Origin of the sequence: Klebsiella sp. K5-204, assembly GCF_030128585.1 — a bacterium.
Lineage (GTDB): Bacteria > Pseudomonadota > Gammaproteobacteria > Enterobacterales > Enterobacteriaceae > Klebsiella > Klebsiella quasipneumoniae.
Window position 1 is genome coordinate 148,413 of the sequence record NZ_JAKUZS010000004.1, and the last position, 16,886, is coordinate 165,298.

The 16,886-nt window shown below is 60.1% G+C and carries 15 protein-coding genes; 6 read left to right on the forward strand and 9 right to left on the reverse strand.

What is annotated here, in order from left to right:
• Window positions 1-77: 77 nt before the first annotated feature.
• Window positions 78-1,469 carry an NCS2 family protein gene (locus tag MKR05_RS12275; RefSeq protein ID WP_101989328.1) on the reverse strand — a complete coding sequence of 464 codons (1,392 nt, stop codon included), beginning with the start codon at window positions 1,467-1,469 and terminating at the stop codon, window positions 78-80.
• Window positions 1,470-1,752: 283 nt separating this feature from the next.
• Here MKR05_RS12275 and gltS point away from each other — a divergent pair, with 283 nt between their 5' ends.
• Complete coding sequence (gene gltS, locus MKR05_RS12280; protein WP_032454381.1) at window positions 1,753-2,955, forward strand: sodium/glutamate symporter; 1,203 nt, start codon at window positions 1,753-1,755, stop codon at window positions 2,953-2,955.
• Window positions 2,956-3,175: 220 nt separating this feature from the next.
• On the opposite strand, the gene glpK is transcribed toward gltS, so the two are convergent.
• Complete coding sequence (gene glpK / locus MKR05_RS12285) at window positions 3,176-4,687, reverse strand: glycerol kinase GlpK (RefSeq protein ID WP_004873089.1); 1,512 nt, start codon at window positions 4,685-4,687, stop codon at window positions 3,176-3,178.
• Window positions 4,688-4,708: 21 nt separating this feature from the next.
• The gene (locus MKR05_RS12290; protein WP_012967047.1) at window positions 4,709-5,560 is read right to left on the reverse strand and encodes an MIP/aquaporin family protein; all 852 of its coding nucleotides are present in this window, start codon (window positions 5,558-5,560) and stop codon (window positions 4,709-4,711) included.
• Between the two features lie 442 nt (window positions 5,561-6,002).
• Between MKR05_RS12290 and zapB the strand changes: the two genes are divergently transcribed.
• The 4 genes from zapB to MKR05_RS12310 all read left to right on the forward strand — a co-directional run bounded on the left by zapB (window position 6,003) and on the right by MKR05_RS12310 (window position 9,935).
• Window positions 6,003-6,248: a septal ring assembly protein ZapB gene (zapB, locus tag MKR05_RS12295; RefSeq protein WP_086075620.1), complete on the forward strand. Its 246-nt coding sequence runs from the start codon at window positions 6,003-6,005 to the stop codon at window positions 6,246-6,248.
• Window positions 6,249-6,400: 152 nt separating this feature from the next.
• The gene (locus MKR05_RS12300; RefSeq protein WP_023291381.1) at window positions 6,401-7,390 is read left to right on the forward strand and encodes a sulfate ABC transporter substrate-binding protein; all 990 of its coding nucleotides are present in this window, start codon (window positions 6,401-6,403) and stop codon (window positions 7,388-7,390) included.
• A 405-nt stretch (window positions 7,391-7,795) separates the two neighbouring features.
• The gene (locus tag MKR05_RS12305; RefSeq protein WP_072199002.1) at window positions 7,796-8,566 is read left to right on the forward strand and encodes a CDP-diacylglycerol diphosphatase; all 771 of its coding nucleotides are present in this window, start codon (window positions 7,796-7,798) and stop codon (window positions 8,564-8,566) included.
• A gap of 64 nt (window positions 8,567-8,630) precedes the next feature.
• Window positions 8,631-9,935 (forward strand): SLC13 family permease, encoded by a 1,305-nt coding sequence (locus MKR05_RS12310; protein ID WP_023291379.1) that lies wholly within the window; start codon window positions 8,631-8,633, stop codon window positions 9,933-9,935.
• 91 nt (window positions 9,936-10,026) lie between these two features.
• On the opposite strand, the gene tpiA is transcribed toward MKR05_RS12310, so the two are convergent.
• Complete coding sequence (gene tpiA, locus MKR05_RS12315) at window positions 10,027-10,794, reverse strand: triose-phosphate isomerase (protein ID WP_002922909.1); 768 nt, start codon at window positions 10,792-10,794, stop codon at window positions 10,027-10,029.
• Between the two features lie 109 nt (window positions 10,795-10,903).
• On the reverse strand, window positions 10,904-11,503 hold the full coding sequence (locus tag MKR05_RS12320; RefSeq protein ID WP_023291378.1) for a YiiQ family protein: 600 nt from the start codon (window positions 11,501-11,503) through the stop codon (window positions 10,904-10,906).
• 112 nt (window positions 11,504-11,615) lie between these two features.
• Between MKR05_RS12320 and MKR05_RS12325 the strand changes: the two genes are divergently transcribed.
• Window positions 11,616-12,044: a DUF805 domain-containing protein gene (locus MKR05_RS12325; protein ID WP_004173894.1), complete on the forward strand. Its 429-nt coding sequence runs from the start codon at window positions 11,616-11,618 to the stop codon at window positions 12,042-12,044.
• On the opposite strand, the gene fpr is transcribed toward MKR05_RS12325, so the two are convergent.
• The 4 genes from fpr to trmH form a co-directional block, all read right to left on the reverse strand.
• The gene (gene fpr, locus MKR05_RS12330; protein WP_023291377.1) at window positions 12,045-12,791 is read right to left on the reverse strand and encodes a ferredoxin--NADP(+) reductase; all 747 of its coding nucleotides are present in this window, start codon (window positions 12,789-12,791) and stop codon (window positions 12,045-12,047) included.
• A gap of 150 nt (window positions 12,792-12,941) precedes the next feature.
• Complete coding sequence (gene glpX / locus MKR05_RS12335) at window positions 12,942-13,952, reverse strand: class II fructose-bisphosphatase (RefSeq protein ID WP_023291376.1); 1,011 nt, start codon at window positions 13,950-13,952, stop codon at window positions 12,942-12,944.
• Window positions 13,953-14,000: 48 nt separating this feature from the next.
• Window positions 14,001-16,082: an ATP-dependent DNA helicase RecG gene (gene recG / locus MKR05_RS12340; RefSeq protein WP_023291375.1), complete on the reverse strand. Its 2,082-nt coding sequence runs from the start codon at window positions 16,080-16,082 to the stop codon at window positions 14,001-14,003.
• 5 nt (window positions 16,083-16,087) lie between these two features.
• Entirely contained in the window at window positions 16,088-16,777 is a 690-nt protein-coding gene (gene trmH, locus MKR05_RS12345; RefSeq protein WP_017900060.1) for a tRNA (guanosine(18)-2'-O)-methyltransferase TrmH, read from the reverse strand.
• Between the last annotated feature and the right edge of the window lie 109 nt (window positions 16,778-16,886).

The following is a 16,886-nucleotide window of genomic DNA, read 5'->3' on the forward strand; positions in this document are numbered from 1 at the left end:
TATTTCCGTGACGGAGCAGGCGGTGGAGGACAACAGGGGGGCGTCCCGGCCGATGGCACGACCGGGGGCGCGTTAAATCAGGCTTTTTCCGGCGGGAAAATTAAATTCAGAACAATCGCCGTGATACCGCCGGCGGCGATGCCGGAGGAGAGCAGATTCTTCAGCCAGTCCGGCGCGAACTGCAGGATCAACGGCTGTTGCGACACGCCGAGGCCCACCGCCAGCGACAGGGCGATAATCAGGATCGCCCGGCGATTCAGCGGCTCGCGGGAGACGATGCGCACGCCGGACGCGGCGATGGTGCCGAACATCACCAGCGTGGCGCCGCCGAGCACCGGCTCAGGGATATGCTGTACGAAACCGCTCACCGCCGGGAACAGCCCGAGGACGATCAGCATCAGCGATACCACAAAGCCGACGTAGCGGCTGGCGACGCCGGTCAGCTGGATCACGCCGTTGTTCTGGCCGAAGCAGGAGTTCGGGAAGGTGTTGAAGACCGCGGAAACAAAGGAGTTGAGGCCGTTAGCCAACACGCCGCCTTTCAGGCGTTTCATATACAGCGGACCGGAGACCGGCTGCTCGGAGACATCGGAGGTGGCGGTGATATCGCCGATGGTTTCCAGGGAGGTGATCATAAACACCAGCATCAGCGGCAGCAGGAGGCTCCAGTCGATGCCGAGGCCATAGTACAGCGGCGTCGGAACGGTGATGAGGCTGCTGTTGGTCGGGGCGGTGTTGGCCGGCAGCATATCGAGGAACCACGCCGCCAGATAGCCCGCCGCCATGGCAATCACCAGCGAAGCGATGCGCAAATAGGGATTACGCTGGCGGTTGAGAATGATGATCAGCGCCAGCACGATGCCCGCCAGCAGCAGGTTCTTCGGCGCGCCGAAGGTGTGGTCGGCCATCGCCGCGTAGCCGCCGCCGATGGAGGTCAATCCGACCTGAATCAGCGACAGGCCGATAATCATCACCACCACGCCGGAGACCAGCGGGGTAATGATGCGGCGCGCCAGATGCAGGACGCGGGAGAGAACCATTTCCGTGCAGCTGGCCAGCATCAGGGTGCCGAACAGGGCGGCCATCATTGTCGGGACGTCGGCGCCGCCGGTTTTCAGCGCGGTGCCGCCCATGATGAGCGGGGCGACAAAGTTGAAGCTGGTGCCCTGAATGGAGAGCAGTCCGGAACCGACCGGGCCCCAGGCTTTGATCTGAATAATGGAGGCCACGCCCGAGGCGAACAGCGACATGCTGATGATATGTTGGGTATCTTGCGCCGGGAGACCGAGAGCCTGGCAGATTAACAGCGCCGGGGTGATCACCGCGACAAACATCGCCAGCAGGTGCTGGAAGGCGGCGAACAGGGTTTGCGGTAGCGGTGGGCGATCTTCGAGGCGGTAGATTAATTCGCTGGCTGGTTTATGCGCAACCGGTTGCGCATTTTCTGACTCTGCGGTGTTAACGGACATCACAAGCAATCCCAAGGTGGCAAAGCGGGAATTTTATCGGACTGTAGACCAAAAGCAAACGTTTGCCAGCGTTTGCCCATAAAAATTTATGCCGTGAATATGCGCAACGAGATAATTAACATTTTGTATGCTAAATCGCATCATTCAGGATACAAAATATGTTTTTCTGTCATTTTTTCCGCCGTTCTGCGTAAAATCCCCCTCTGACTCCTCATGATGAGAAGCTAAAGACACCAGGAATATCGTCGCGTGTGAATGGATCATGCGCCATAAGGAGCTTTTTATGTTTCATCTCGATACCTTATCGACGCTCGTTGCCGCAACGCTTGTGCTGTTACTCGGCAGAAAACTCGTCCAAACCGTTCCCCTCCTCAAGCAATACACCATTCCTGAACCTGTTGCCGGCGGTCTGCTGGTGGCGCTGGCGCTGCTGGTGCTGAAAAAAAGTATGGATATCGAAATTGATTTCGATATGAGCCTCAAAGATCCGCTGATGCTGGCGTTCTTCGCCACCATCGGGCTTAACGCCAACCTCGCCAGCCTGCGGGCGGGCGGCAAGGTGCTGGGTACCTTTCTGATTGTGGTGGTTGGTCTGCTGCTGCTGCAGAACGCCCTCGGTATCGGTATGGCGAAGCTGCTGGGGCTGGATCCGCTGATGGGTCTGCTGGCCGGCACTATCACCCTTTCCGGCGGCCACGGCACCGGCGCGGCGTGGAGCAAGCTGTTCATTGAGCGCTATGGTTTTGCCAATGCCACTGAGGTGGCGATGGCCTGCGCGACCTTCGGCCTGGTGCTCGGCGGTCTGATCGGCGGCCCGGTGGCGCGTTACCTGGTGAAGCACTCTTCCTCTCCTGACGGGACGCCGGACGATCAGGTGGCGCCGACCGCCTTTGAAAAGCCGGACGTGGGGCGTGTCATCACGTCGCTGGTGCTGATCGAGAGTATCGCCCTGATCGCCATCTGTCTGACGCTGGGCAAGGTGGTTGCGCAACTGCTGGCGGGCAGCGTCTTTGAGCTGCCGACCTTCGTCTGCGTGCTGTTTATCGGCGTGATCCTTAGCAACAGCCTGGCGCTGGCGGGGTTGTATCGAGTGTTCGATCGCGCGGTGTCGGTGCTGGGCAACGTCAGCCTGTCGCTGTTCCTCGCCATGGCGCTGATGAGCCTCAAACTGTGGGAGTTGGCCTCCCTGGCGCTGCCGATGATTATTATCCTGGCGGTCCAGGCGTTGGCGATGGCGCTGTATGCGGTGTTCGTCACCTACCGGATGATGGGCAAAAACTACGATGCCGCGGTGCTGGCGGCGGGCCACTGTGGGTTTGGTCTGGGGGCAACGCCGACGGCGATTGCCAATATGCAGGCGATTACCGACCGTTTTGGCCCGTCGCACATGGCCTTCCTGGTGGTGCCGATGGTGGGGGCGTTCTTTATCGATATCGTCAACGCGCTGGTGATTAAGCTGTTTCTGCTGCTGCCGGTGTTTGGCTGATAAAAACCCGGAGGCGGTGCGCTACCTGATTATGCGGTCTGCGGGCTGTGTAGCCCGGGTAAGGCGTTTACGCCGCAACCCGGGGATACCCCGGGATTTATGCGTTGGCGCGGCTTCTCCCCGGCTCGCGCTGCGCTTAGCCGGGCTACGGGGTGTGCGGCCTGCTGGTTGTATCCCGGCCAAGGCGTTTACGCCGCCAGCCGGGAATACCTCAACAACCTTACGCTTCGTCGTGCTCTTCCCACGCCAGGGCGCGTTTCACCGCTTTCTTCCAGCCGCTGTAGCGATAGTTGCGCTCGGTGGTTTCAATGCCCGGGCGGAATTCGCGCTCAATCACCGCTTTCTCCTGCAGCTCATCAAGGTTCTGCCAGAAGCCGACCGCCAGCCCGGCCAGATAGGCGGCGCCCAGGGCTGTGACTTCGCGCACTTCCGGACGCTCCACACGGGTGCCGAGGATATCGGACTGGAATTGCATCAGGAAGTTGTTGGCCACTGCGCCGCCGTCCACGCGCAGGGCGTGCAGACGGATACCGGAGTCAGCCTGCATTGCTTCCAGCACGTCGCGGGTCTGATAGGCGATGGACTCCAGCGTCGCACGGATAATGTGGTTCGAGTTCACGCCGCGGGTGAGGCCGAAAATCGCGCCGCGGGCATACGGGTCCCAGTAGGGCGCGCCAAGACCGGTGAACGCGGGCACGACATACACGCCGTTGGTGTCCTTCACTTTGGTGGCGAAGTACTCGGAGTCGAACGCATCGCTGATGAGCTTCATCTCGTCGCGCAGCCACTGGATGGAGGCGCCAGCCATAAACACCGCCCCTTCCAGAGCGTAGTTCACCTCGCCGCGCGGACCGCAGGCGATGGTGGTCAGCAAACCGTGAGTGGAGGTCACCGCTTTTTCGCCGGTGTTCATCAGCATAAAGCAGCCGGTGCCATAGGTATTTTTCGCCATCCCTTCCTTGACGCACAGCTGGCCGAACAGGGCCGCCTGCTGGTCACCGGCGATCCCGGCGATAGGAATACGGGTCCCGCCTTTACCACCGATGTTGGTCTGGCCGTACACTTCGGACGACTTGCGCACTTCCGGCAGCATGGCGCGCGGAATATCCAGCGCGTCGAGCATCTTGTCGTCCCAGTCCAGGTCGTGGATGTTGAACAGCATGGTGCGCGAGGCGTTGGTGTAGTCGGTGACGTGCACGCGACCCTGGGTCATCTTCCAGATAAGCCAGGTGTCCACGGTGCCAAACAGCAGCTCACCGCGCTTCGCACGCTCACGGGAACCTTCGACATGGTCGAGGATCCATTTCACCTTGGTGCCGGAGAAGTAGGGGTCCACCACCAGGCCAGTGGCCTTGCGGATATACTCCTCCATCCCGTCACGCTTGAGCTGCTCGCAGATCTCTGCGGTGCGGCGGCACTGCCAGACGATGGCGTTATAGATCGGTTTGCCGGTCTCACGCTCCCACACCACCACGGTCTCACGCTGGTTGGTGATACCGATGGCCGCGATCTGATCGGAGTTGATATCCGCTTTGGCCAGCGCTTCGACCAGCGTCGAGCTTTGGGACGCCCAGATTTCCATCGGGTCGTGTTCGACCCAGCCTGGCTTAGGATAAATTTGTTCGAATTCTCGCTGGGAGACGCTGACGATATTGGCATCATGATCCATCACAACGGCCCGGGAGCTGGTAGTGCCCTGGTCAAGCGCAACGATATATTTTTTGTCGGTCATAGTCGGTGTCCCGTAGTCAGATTACAGCGAAGCTTTATGTTGAGTGGTGGAAGAGGAGGGGCTCTGTTGCTCTTCGTCCACGCAGGTGTCGCAAGGCAGGTGGCGGCCAATCAGCTTACGATAGCTGAACGCGCCCAGCGCCGCGCCGACCACCGGTGCGCACAGCGGCACCAGGAAATAAGGTATATCTTTGCCGCCGGTGAAGGCGACATCACCCCAGCCGGCCAGCCAGGCGAAGGCTTTCGGGCCGATATCACGCGCCGGGTTCATGGCGAAGCCGGTCAGCGGGCCCATGGAGGCGCCAATCACCGCGATCAGCAGGCCGATCAGCAGCGGCGCCAGCGGACCGCGCGGCACGCCGTTGCCATCGTCGGTCAGCGCCAGGATGACGCCCATCAGGATAGCGGTAATCACCATCTCTACCGCGAAGGCCTGCACAAAATTGATATGCGGGTTCGGGTAAGTGGAGAAGATGCCAGCCAGATCAAGGCTTTCCACGCTGCCGCGTACCATATGGTGGGTGGTTTCATAATCGAGGAAAAGATTGTAATAAAGCCCGTAAACTAATGCCGCAGCGCAAAAGGCGCCAGCGAATTGCGAAATAATAAAAGGAACCACTTTGCGGCCATCGAAGCAGGCGAACAGCCAGAGCGCGATGGTCACCGCAGGGTTAAGGTGAGCACCGGATACCCCGGCGGTCAGGTAGATCGCCATGGCGACGCCCAGACCCCAGATGATGCTGATTTCCCATTGTCCGAAGCTGGCTCCCGCGACCTTGAGCGCAGCCACGCACCCAACGCCGAAAAAGATCAACAACCCGGTACCGAGGAACTCTGCGATGCACTGGCCTTTTAAGGTTGATGTTTGGCTCATAATCGAATCCTGAAGCGTGGTGATGATTATTGTATGTAGGGTGGTCACAGACGACCATATTGCCATGTAGGCATAGTGTTAATTTATCGTTAACGAGCAAAAACGAGAAATATCGAACTTCAAATGTGTGTACCACGTCAAGAAAATGAGCGTTTTCGCGCCATTTGCGCGCATTGAGCGCGCTGCCGGAGCGTTTCACCTCGCATTTTGTTAACCATAAAATTAACAATGGCTCATGAAGTACGAGCTAACTGCGCTGAAAGTACCAGGTAAAGACTGAAAAGTGTTGCAAACCGCAATCTGCGCGGCTTGCCGCTGGACAGGGGAGGCGGGGATTCATACAATCGACGATAACACCGCTATGTGCGCTAATTTTCGTTAAGGCGGGACCGCGTATACGAAACACCAGTTTCTATCAACGCCTTGCAAGTTCAGGAGAGGTATGACGATGTCATTAGAAGTGTTTGAGAAATTAGAATCTAAGGTTCAGCAGGCGATTGATACCATCACTCTGTTGCAGATGGAAATCGAAGAGCTGAAAGAAAAGAACAACACCCTGGCGCAGGAAGTTCAGAGCGCGCAGCATGGTCGTGAAGAGCTGGAGCGCGAAAACAGCCAGCTGAAAGAGCAGCAGCAGGGCTGGCAGGAGCGTCTGCAGGCGCTGCTGGGCCGCATGGAAGAAGTCTAATCGCTTCGCGCCCTCTCCCGCCAGGGAGGGGGTGATCCTTATCCCTTCCTTTATACTCGCAAGTTATAGCCAATCTTTTTTTATTCTTTAATCATTGAATCGCTTTCTGGCACGCTTAGCCCATCACAACACGACATAAAGAGAGCGGTGCGATGAATAAGTGGGGCGTAGGGTTAACTCTGTTGCTGGCATCCGCCAGCGTTCTGGCAAAAGACATTCAGCTATTAAACGTATCTTATGATCCAACGCGCGAGCTGTACGAACAGTACAACAAAGCGTTCAGCGCGCACTGGAAGCAGGAGACCGGCGACAACGTGGTGATCCGCCAGTCGCACGGCGGCTCCGGCAAGCAGGCGACCTCGGTGATTAACGGTATTGAAGCGGATGTGGTTACGCTGGCGCTGGCCTACGACGTCGACGCGATCGCCGAGCGCGGCCGTATCGATAAAAACTGGCTGAAGCGCCTGCCGGATAACTCCGCGCCCTATACTTCCACCATCGTGTTCCTCGTCCGTAAGGGCAACCCGAAACAGATCCATGACTGGAACGACCTGATCAAACCGGGCGTGTCGGTCATTACCCCGAACCCGAAAAGCTCCGGCGGCGCTCGCTGGAACTACCTGGCGGCCTGGGGCTATGCCCTGCATCAGAACCATGGCGACCAGGCGAAAGCCCAGGAGTTCGTCAAGGCGCTGTATAAAAACGTGGAAGTGCTGGACTCCGGCGCGCGCGGTTCGACCAATACCTTCGTAGAACGCGGGATCGGCGATGTGCTGATCGCCTGGGAAAACGAAGCGCTGCTGGCGACCAACGAACTGGGCAAAGACAAGTTTGAAATCGTGACTCCGAGTGAGTCGATTCTGGCTGAGCCGACCGTTTCGGTGGTCGATAAAGTCGTGGATAAGAAAGGCACCCGCCAGGTGGCGGAAGCGTACCTGAAGTATCTCTACTCGCCGGAAGGCCAGGAGATTGCGGCGAAGAACTTCTACCGTCCGCGCGATCCGAACGTGGCGAAAAAATATGCTAATGAATTCCCGAAACTGAAGCTGTTCACCATCGATCAGGAGTTCGGCGGCTGGACGAAAGCGCAGAAAGCGCACTTCTCCAACGGCGGCACCTTCGACCAGATTAGCCAGCGTTAAACCTCTTGTCCCTGCTTGCGCTACGCTTAGCAGGGCTACAGTTTTGCGCCGTACGTAGCCCGGGTAAGGCGCCAGCCGCCACCCGGGAATCCCTGCTTGCGCTACGCTTAGCAGGGCTACATTTTTGTGCGGTGCGTAGCCCGGGTAAGGCGTCAGCCGCCACCCGGGAATCCCTGCTTGCGCTACGCTTAGCAGGGCTACAGTTCTGCGCCGTGCGTAGCCCGGGTAAGGCGTCAGCCGCTACCCGGGAATCCCTGCTTGCGCTACGCTTAGCAGGGCTACAGTTTTGCGCCGTACGTAGCCCGGGTACGGCGTCAGCCGCCATCCGGAAAAGCGCCCCGCCCGTCATCTGTTTTCATTTAGTCATCAAATTACGTTACTCTTCCGCTTCAGGCTTAACAGGGAATGAAAATGAGAAGAGTAAGATACTTTTTGCTGGCGCTGCTGGTGGCGATCCTCGCGGCGCTGGCCGGCGGCTACTACTGGCTGCACTCTGGCAACCCGGACGCGTTGCGCAAGATTGTTCTGCAGCAGTGCGTTCCCCATCAGCAACAGCAGCAAAACCCGTCGCCGTGCGCCGAAGTGAACCTCAAGGGCGGCTATGTGCTGTTTAAAGACCGTAACGGCCCGCTGCAGTATTTGCTGATGCCGACCTACCGCATTAACGGCACCGAAAGCCCGCTGCTGTTGGATCCGCTGACGCCCAACTTCTTCTGGCAGGCCTGGCAGGGGCGTGAAATCATGAGCCAGCGCCACGGCGCGCCGGTCCCGGATAACGCGGTATCGCTGGCAATCAACTCGCGCAGCGGACGCACGCAAAACCATTTCCATATTCATATCTCTTGCCTGCGCCCCGATGTGCGCGCGCAGTTAGATAAGGATGCGGCGGCGATCAGCAGCCGCTGGCTGCCGCTACCGGGTGGGCTTGAGGGCCATGAATACCTGGCGCGCCGGGTGACGGAGGCGGAGCTGGCCCAGCGCAGCCCATTCCTGATGCTGGCGGAAGAGGTGCCGGAGGCGCGTCAGCATATGGGACGCTTCGCGCTGGCGATGGCCCAGCAGAGCGACGGCTCGCTGGTGCTGCTGGCGACGGAGCGTAACCTGCTGTCTCTGAACCGGGCCTCGGCGGAAGAGATTCAGGATCATCGCTGCGCCATCCTTAACGCAAACCACTAGTTCTGGCGTTTACCTGTCTTACCTGTCGTCGTATTCTTGCTGAAAAAAACGACAGGAGACAGGCATGTCGCTCTGGCTTACCCACCCGCTGTTCCTCCCTTCACTGATTGTCGGCGTCACCATTGTGCTCTGGGCGACGTCGCTGCTGCCGGAGTTTATCACCGCGCTGCTGTTTTTCGCTGCGGCGATGATGGCGAAAATCGCCCCGCCGGAGGTGATCTTTGGCGGCTTTGCCTCCTCGGCCTTCTGGCTGGTGTTCAGCGGCTTTGTGCTCGGCATCGCGATCCGTAAAACCGGGCTGGCGGACCGGGCGGCGCAGGCGTTGTCGGCGCGGCTAACCGACTCCTGGCCGCGGATGGTCGCCAGCGTGGTACTCCTCAGCTACGCCCTGGCGTTCGTGATGCCTTCCAACATGGGGCGCATCGCGCTGCTGATGCCGATCGTGGCGGCGATGGCCCGCCGGGCGGGCATTGCCGACGGTAGCCGCGGCTGGTTCGGCCTGGCGCTGGCGGTGGGATTCGGCACCTTTCAGCTGTCGGCGACCATTCTGCCCGCCAACGTGCCGAATCTGGTGATGAGCGGCGCGGCGGAAGGCTCGTACGGTATCCACTTGAATTATGTCCCCTATTTACTGCTGCATACGCCGGTGCTTGGCTGGCTGAAAGGGGCGGCGCTGGTGGCGCTAATCTGCTGGCTGTTTCCTGGTAAGCCGCATCCGCCGCGCGACCTGGCGCCGCTGCCGGCGATGAGCCGCGACGAGAAGCGTCTGGCGTGGCTGCTGGCGGTGGTCCTCACGCTGTGGGTGACCGAGAGCTGGCACGGCGTCGGCCCGGCGTGGACCGGCCTGGCGGCGGCGGTGGTAACGCTGCTGCCGCGGGTGGGCTTTATCAGCGGCGAGGAGTTTGCCAGCGGCGTGAATATGCGCACCTGCATCTACGTCGCCGGGATTCTGGGGCTGGCGATCACCGTCACCCAAACCGGGATTGGCGGCGTGGTGGGCAATGCGCTGCTGGAAGTGATGCCCCTGGATAAAGACAATCCTTTCACCAGCTTTCTCGCTCTGACCGGGATAACCAGCGCGCTGAACTTTATTATGACCGCCAACGGCGTGCCGGCGCTCTACACCACCTTTGCCCAGAGCTTTGCCGACGCCACCGGCTTCCCGTTGCTGAGCGTAATTATGATTCAGGTGCTGGGCTATTCCACGCCGCTGCTGCCGTATCAAGCGTCGCCGATCGTGGTCGCGATGGGGTTAGGCAAGGTCCCGGCGAGGGCGGGGATGCTGCTGTGTCTGGCGCTGGCGGCGGTGAGCTATTTGATTTTGCTGCCGCTGGACTACGCCTGGTATCAGCTGTTGGGGAAACTGTAGCGGCAAAAAAAGCCCGGCTTGCGCTGTGCGAAGCCGGGCTTCAGAGAGTTATCAGTCATCCAGGTCGCGTGTCGCCGCCGGGAAAAGCGGATTAGGCTTTTTTCGCCGCTTCTGCAGCTTTCACGATCACCGCGAAAGCGTCTGCTTTCAGGGAAGCGCCGCCAACCAGCGCGCCGTCGATGTCCGGCTGGGTGAACAGCTCTGCTGCGTTGCCAGCGTTAACGGAACCGCCGTACTGGATGATCACTTGCTCAGCGATTTTGGCGTCAGCTTTAGCAATGTGGTCACGGATGAATTTGTGCACCGCCTGAGCCTGAGCCGGGGTCGCGGATTTGCCGGTACCGATAGCCCATACGGGTTCGTAAGCGATAACCACGCCTTCGAAAGCGGCAGCGCCCTGCGTTTTCAGTACCGCGTCGATCTGACGCGCGCAAACTTCTTCCGTTTTGCCCGCTTCGTTTTCCGCTTCGGTTTCACCGATGCACAGTACCGGAGTCAGACCCTGCTCTTTCAGCACGGCGAATTTCTTCGCGATCAGCTCGTCGGATTCTTTGTGGTAGGTACGACGCTCGGAGTGGCCGATGATGATGTACTGCGCGCCGATATCTTTCAGCATTTCGGCGGAGGTTTCACCGGTGAAAGCGCCGGACAGGTTCACGTCAACGTTCTGCGCGCCCAGGTGGATGTGGCTGCCTTCTGCCGCACGCTTAGCCAGGTCCAGATACATTTCCGGCGGGGCGATGGCAACTGCACAGCCGCTTACGCCAGCCAGCTCGGTACGCAGGTTCGCAACCAGTTCGTTTACCATGTGGCGGCTGCCGTTCAGTTTCCAGTTACCCATCACTAAAGGATGTCGCATTTTAATTCTCCACGCTACTTAAGCGAATTAAGGAATATAGCCGCCCCAGAGGGCAGCATGGTCTGTGAAACAGTATAGAGACTCGTCACTGGAAAGGCTTTGCTTTTTGTCATTTATTGTTACCTTCCAGCGTTTCAGATAGCGCCAGCTTAATCGGTTCAATAGCGAAGGTCAGACCCTTTTCGCCATGATCTGCCACCACATAGCGCACGGCGCCCTCGGTGTCGGCGAAGTAGCGTTTGCCTTTGCCGGCGGTCAGGAGTTTCTGCAGTTTTTGCTGGCTCTGCGCCGGGCTAAGGGTGGGCACGAAGGCGCGGATCATGGCGCTCATATACTCCAGCGCTTTGGCCTTCGCCGCTTTTTGCTCCGGCCCCTGGATCGGTAGCCAGGTGATCTGCATGGATTTGATCTTCAGCGTGCCGCGCTCCAGCGCGGTGGAGGCATAGAGATTTTCGTTTATCTTGCTGGCGGCGCGGGTCAGGTTAGCCCGATCGCGGCTGGTTGATATGGAACGGAATTCATTCAGAGGCAGCTTCGGGTTATCGGCGTTAAATTTTTCCCGGAACTGGCTGATCGACAGGTCAAAGCTCGGCGCGCCGGCGAGCAGGTAGGGGGCAGCGGTCGTCGATTCGCTTTCTGCGGACAACGCGTGCGGGCCGACGGCAAGGCCCATCAGCCCACTGAAACACAAGATTGTCCACTTCTTCATGCCCGTCGTTCCTTTTTTTGCCTGCTGACGATTAAATCGGGAAGCGCGGCGCTTGTCAAAAAGTCACGACGCCAGGGTAAACTACGCAGACGATGATGATAAGGAAAAACGCATGACCCTACAGCAGTGGTTATTCTCAATTAAAGGGCGCATTGGCCGCCGCGATTTCTGGATCTGGATTGCCATCTGGTTGGTGACCATGAGCGCTCTGTTCACCCTCGCAGGGAGCAATCTGCTTAATCTGCAGACGGCGGCGTTTATTATCGTCTGCCTGCTGTGGCCGACGGCGGCGGTGGTGGTGAAGCGACTGCACGATCGCGGCAAATCCGGACTGTGGGCGCTGCTGATGATTTTGGCGTGGATGCTGCTGGCGGGGAACTGGGCGATGCTGCCGCAGGTCTGGCAGTGGGGCGTCGGGCGCTTTGTGCCGACGCTGATTATCGTCATGATGCTGATCGACCTGGGGGCGTTTGTCGGCACCCAGGGCGAGAATAAGTTCGGCAAGGAGACCCAGGACGTGCGCTGGAAAGCGGACGCCTGATTACCAGTAATGCTCCGCCGTCATGTGGCCCGGCCGGCGACGCAGATGTTTGGTCATCTGCCGGGTCTCTTTTAACAGCTGTTGGGTATCGCGCACCATCTGCGGGTTGCCGCACAGCATCACATGGCTGGTGTCGTTGGTCATCGGCAGGCCGACCGCCTCCTCCAGCGCCCCGGTTTCAATCAGGAACGGCACCCGGCCGGTCAGCGAGCCTGCCACGGTTTCGCGACTGACCACCGTCTGGATGCGTAATTTGCCGGCGTAGCGCTGCTCAAGCTCGCGCATCAGCGGCAGATAGCTCAGGTCCGCGGCGTAGCGCACGGCATGGACCAGCACCAGATGGTTAAAGCGCTCAAGATCTTTGCCTTCCTGGAGAATCGACAGGTAAGGCCCAAGCGCGGTGCCGGTCGCCAGCATCCACAGGGTATCGCAATTCGGTACTTCCTCGAGGACGAAGAAGCCAGCCGCTTCGCTCACCACCTGGACCTCATCGCCCGGCTTCAGCGCCGCCAGACGCGGGCTCAGTTTGCCTTCCGGGACGGTGACCAGATAGAACTCGAGATCGGGATTGCCGGGAGCGTTGACGTAGGAGTAGGCGCGCTGCACGCGTTCGCCGTCGATTTCCAGCCCGAGCTTGGTAAATTGCCCGGCGGTAAACGGCTGAACCGGCGCCCGCACGTATAAACTGAACAAGGCGTCCGTCCAGTACTCCACTTTTGTCACTTTGCCGCTAACCCAGTCCGCCATCGTCTTCTCCTGTTGCCAAGCGATGCTTTATCTTCGGCCCAGACGGGCAAGATTTCCACCCCGCAGGCGCAAGAAAGCTCTATTGATCAAATATAAACGAAGAACAGGACAACCGCCCGCGGACGGTTGCCTGGAGGAGAGAAAGCGGTATTACAGGATGTGCTGCTGGACGTCCGGATCTTTACGGTCGAGGTAATGAATCGACTGGATCCGACGGATGGTGCGCGACTTGCCGCGGATCAGCAGCGTCTCGGTGGTGGCCATATTGCCCTTACGGGTGATGCCGTCCAGCAGATCGCCTTTGGTGATGCCGGTGGCGGAGAAGACGACGTTATCGCTGCGCGCCATTTCATCAAGGCGCAGCACTTTACCCGCTTCGATGCCCATGGTTTTGCAGCGCGCCAGCTCGTTTTCACCGATGCGACGATTCTCTTCGCTGTCGCCCTTCACGTGGTGACGAGCCAGCAGGCGGCCCTGCATATCGCCGTCGAGCGCGCGGATCACCGCGGCGGAAACCACCCCTTCCGGCGCGCCGCCGATGCCGTACAGCACGTCGACTTCGCTATCCGGCATGCAGGTGAGAATGGAGGCCGCGACGTCGCCATCGGGAATGGCGAACACGCGCACGCCCAGCTGCTGCAGCTGAGCAATCACCGCGTCGTGGCGCGGTTTCGCCAGCACGGTGACGGTCAGCTCGCCCAGCGGCTTGTTCAGTGCGCGGGCGATATTGCGCAGGTTCTCTTCCAGCGGCAGACTGAGGTCGATAGCGCCTTTAGCGCCCGGGCCGACAATCAGCTTTTCCATATACATATCCGGCGCGTTGAGGAAGCAGCCTTTATCGCCGACCGCCATCACCGCCAGGGCGTTAGCCTGGCCCATCGCCGTCATCCGGGTGCCTTCGATGGGATCGACGGCGATATCCACCGCATCGCCCTTGCCAGTGCCCACTTTTTCGCCGATATAGAGCATCGGCGCTTCATCGATTTCGCCCTCGCCAATGACGATGGTGCCGTCGATATTGACGAGGTTAAGCATAATGCGCATGGCGTTCACCGCGGCGCCGTCGGCGGAGTTTTTATCGCCGCGGCCCAGCCATTTATAGCCCGCCAGCGCGGCGGCTTCGGTGACACGCGAAAATTCGATGGCCAGTTCTCGTTTCATAATCCACTCATTGTGTAGAAAAATTGCCCGCAGCGCGGCAAAAGCCCGCTACGCGTTGGAATAGCGTTCGGTTTCCGGCATCCAGCGCTCGATCAGCGCCTGGGCCTGCAGCGGATAGCGTTCATGAATGTGGCGCGCAATGCGCTGAACGTCGGGGATCATCGCCTGATCGCGCAGTAAATCCGCCACTTTAAACTCGGCGTTGCCGGTCTGGCGGGTGCCGAGCAGCTCGCCGGGACCGCGAATTTCAAGGTCTTTCTGGGCGATGACGAAACCGTCGTTGCTGTCGCGTAGCACCTGCAGACGCTTCTGCGCCGTTTTAGAGAGCGGCGATTTATAGAGTAGCACGCAGTGGGAAGCGACCGCGCCGCGCCCGACGCGCCCTCTGAGCTGGTGCAGCTGCGCCAGACCCAGACGTTCCGGGTTTTCGATAATCATCAGGCTCGAGTTCGGCACGTCGACACCGACTTCAATGACCGTCGTGGCTACCAGCAAGTGCATTTCGCCCTGCTTGAAAGCCTGCATCACCGCCTGCTTTTCCGCCGGTTTCATCCGCCCGTGCACCAGACCGATATTCAGCTCCGGCAGCGCCAGCTTGAGCTCCTCCCAGGTGGCTTCCGCCGCCTGGGCCTCCAGCAGATCGGACTCTTCGATGAGGGTACAGACCCAATAGGCCTGGCGGCCTTCGTGGGTGCAGGCGTTGCGCACGCGGTCGATAATATCGCTGCGCCGGGTGTCCGGGATGGCGACGGTGGTCACCGGGGTTCGGCCCGGCGGCAGCTCGTCGATAACCGAGGTATCGAGGTCGGCGTAGGCGGTCATCGCCAGGGTGCGCGGGATCGGCGTGGCGGTCATGATCAGCTGATGCGGATGGAAACCCTGCTGCTGACCTTTCTCCCACAGCGCCAGCCGCTGGTGTACGCCGAAGCGGTGCTGTTCGTCGATAATCACCAGCGCCAGGCCATTAAACTGCACCTGTTCCTGGAAGATGGCGTGGGTGCCGACAATCATCTGCACCTCGCCGCTGGCGATCGCGTCCTGCTGCGCCTGGCGGGCTTTGCCTTTCTGTTTGCCCGCCAGCCAGCCGACTTCAATGCCCAGCGGTGCAAACCAGCTGCGGAAGTTATTGGCGTGCTGCTCGGCGAGCAGTTCGGTGGGCGCCATCAGCGCCACCTGTTTGCCGTGGGCGATAGCGCGCAACGCGGCCAGGGCGGCGACCAGCGTTTTACCGGAGCCGACGTCGCCCTGCACCAGGCGCATCATTGGCACGTCCAGCGCCATATCGCGCTCGATCTCGGCGGTGACCCGCGCCTGCGCGCCGGTGGGCTTAAAGGGCAGGGAGGCCAGCAGCTGATTTTTCAGGGTATCGTTGGCGCCGAGCGGCAGGGCGTGATAGCGCTGGGCGCCTGCCCGCAGCGCCAGCATGCTGAGGTTGTGCGCTAGCAGCTCTTCCAGAATCAGGCGCTGCTGCGCCGGGTGCTTGCCGCTTTCCAGCTCGCTAAGCAATAACGATGGCGGCGGACGATGCAGGGTGCGCAGCGCCTCCGGCAGGCTCATCATCCCCTGCGCCAGCTCCGGCGGCAGGAGTTCGCCGATAGCGCAGGTCTCCAGCAGCTCGAGCGCCTGATCGGTGAGCTTGCGCAGGGTCGCCTGCTTAATGCCCTCGGTAGTCGGATAGACCGGCGTTAGGGTCTCCTGCAGCTCCGGGGTGCTCATATCGCCCTGGACGCGATATTCCGGGTGGATCATTTCGGCGCCGTACTTCCCGCGTTTGGCTTCACCGTAGGCCAGCACGCGTCGACCGGTCGCGAGGCTGTTTTTCATCGCCGCGTTGAAGTTGAAAAAGCGCATGGTGAGGATGCCGGTGCCGTCGCTGATCTGGCAGGTCATCATTCGGCGGCCGCCGAAGGTGATATTGCTGTTGAGCACTTCGCCTTCCACGGTGGCATAAACGCCTGGAAGCAGATCGGCTATCGGATAAAGATGGGTGCGATCTTCGTAGCGCAAAGGCAGGTGCAGCAGCAGATCCTGTACCGTATGCAGGCCGATCTTCGCCAGCTTGCTGCTCTGCGCAGCCCCGACGCCGGTGAGTGAACTGAGCGGAACGGCATCTAACAGGCGGCCTGACATCGGGTTTACCTCGCAGCCTGCATGGTGGCCCACCACGCGGCATCGGCTTCCACTTCGCCCTGCTCGTTAACGTGGGGGTAAGGCAGCCCTTTTTGTCTCGCGACGCGGGCCAGCACCGGATAGCCGCCTTCAAACAGCAGGCGCTGTTGCTCTTCCGGCGGCAGCATGCTGTTGGCGCGTTGGTACATCCCGGCATTCTGTCGCTGCCGCTGGGCTTCATACAGGATCAGCGCCGAGGCGACGGAGACGTTCAGCGACTGCACCATGCCGATCATCGGGATAATAATGTCCTGATCCGCCAGGGCCAGCGCTTCCTGAGTGATGCCGGTTTTCTCCTGACCCATCAGGATGCAGGTTGGGCGCGTATAGTCGATTTCACGGAAATCGATGGCTTTGTCGGAAAGATGGGTGGCGAGGATTTGCATACCCTGGCCTTTGAGGTGGCCGACGGCATCTGCGATGGTACGGTGGGTTTTCACCTGCACCCAGCTGTTGCTGCCCGCGGCGGCGGAGGCCATGGTGCGCATCCGGCTGCTCGGCCAGACCGCGTGCACCTCGTGTACGCCAACGGCGTCTGCGGTCCGGATGACCGCAGAGACGTTATGGGGCTTATGGACCTGCTCCATGCAGACCGTCAGGTCAGGCTGACGCCTGGCGAGCATCTCGCAGATACGCGCATAACGCTGTGAATTCATTACTCTTAATCCTTCGAATTACCTCTTTAGCCGCTGCGGATCACGCGGCCCATCCCTGGGCCTCGCCCCTGACGGGGGCGCTGCAGGCAGCGTTCAAATCTGCTCCCGG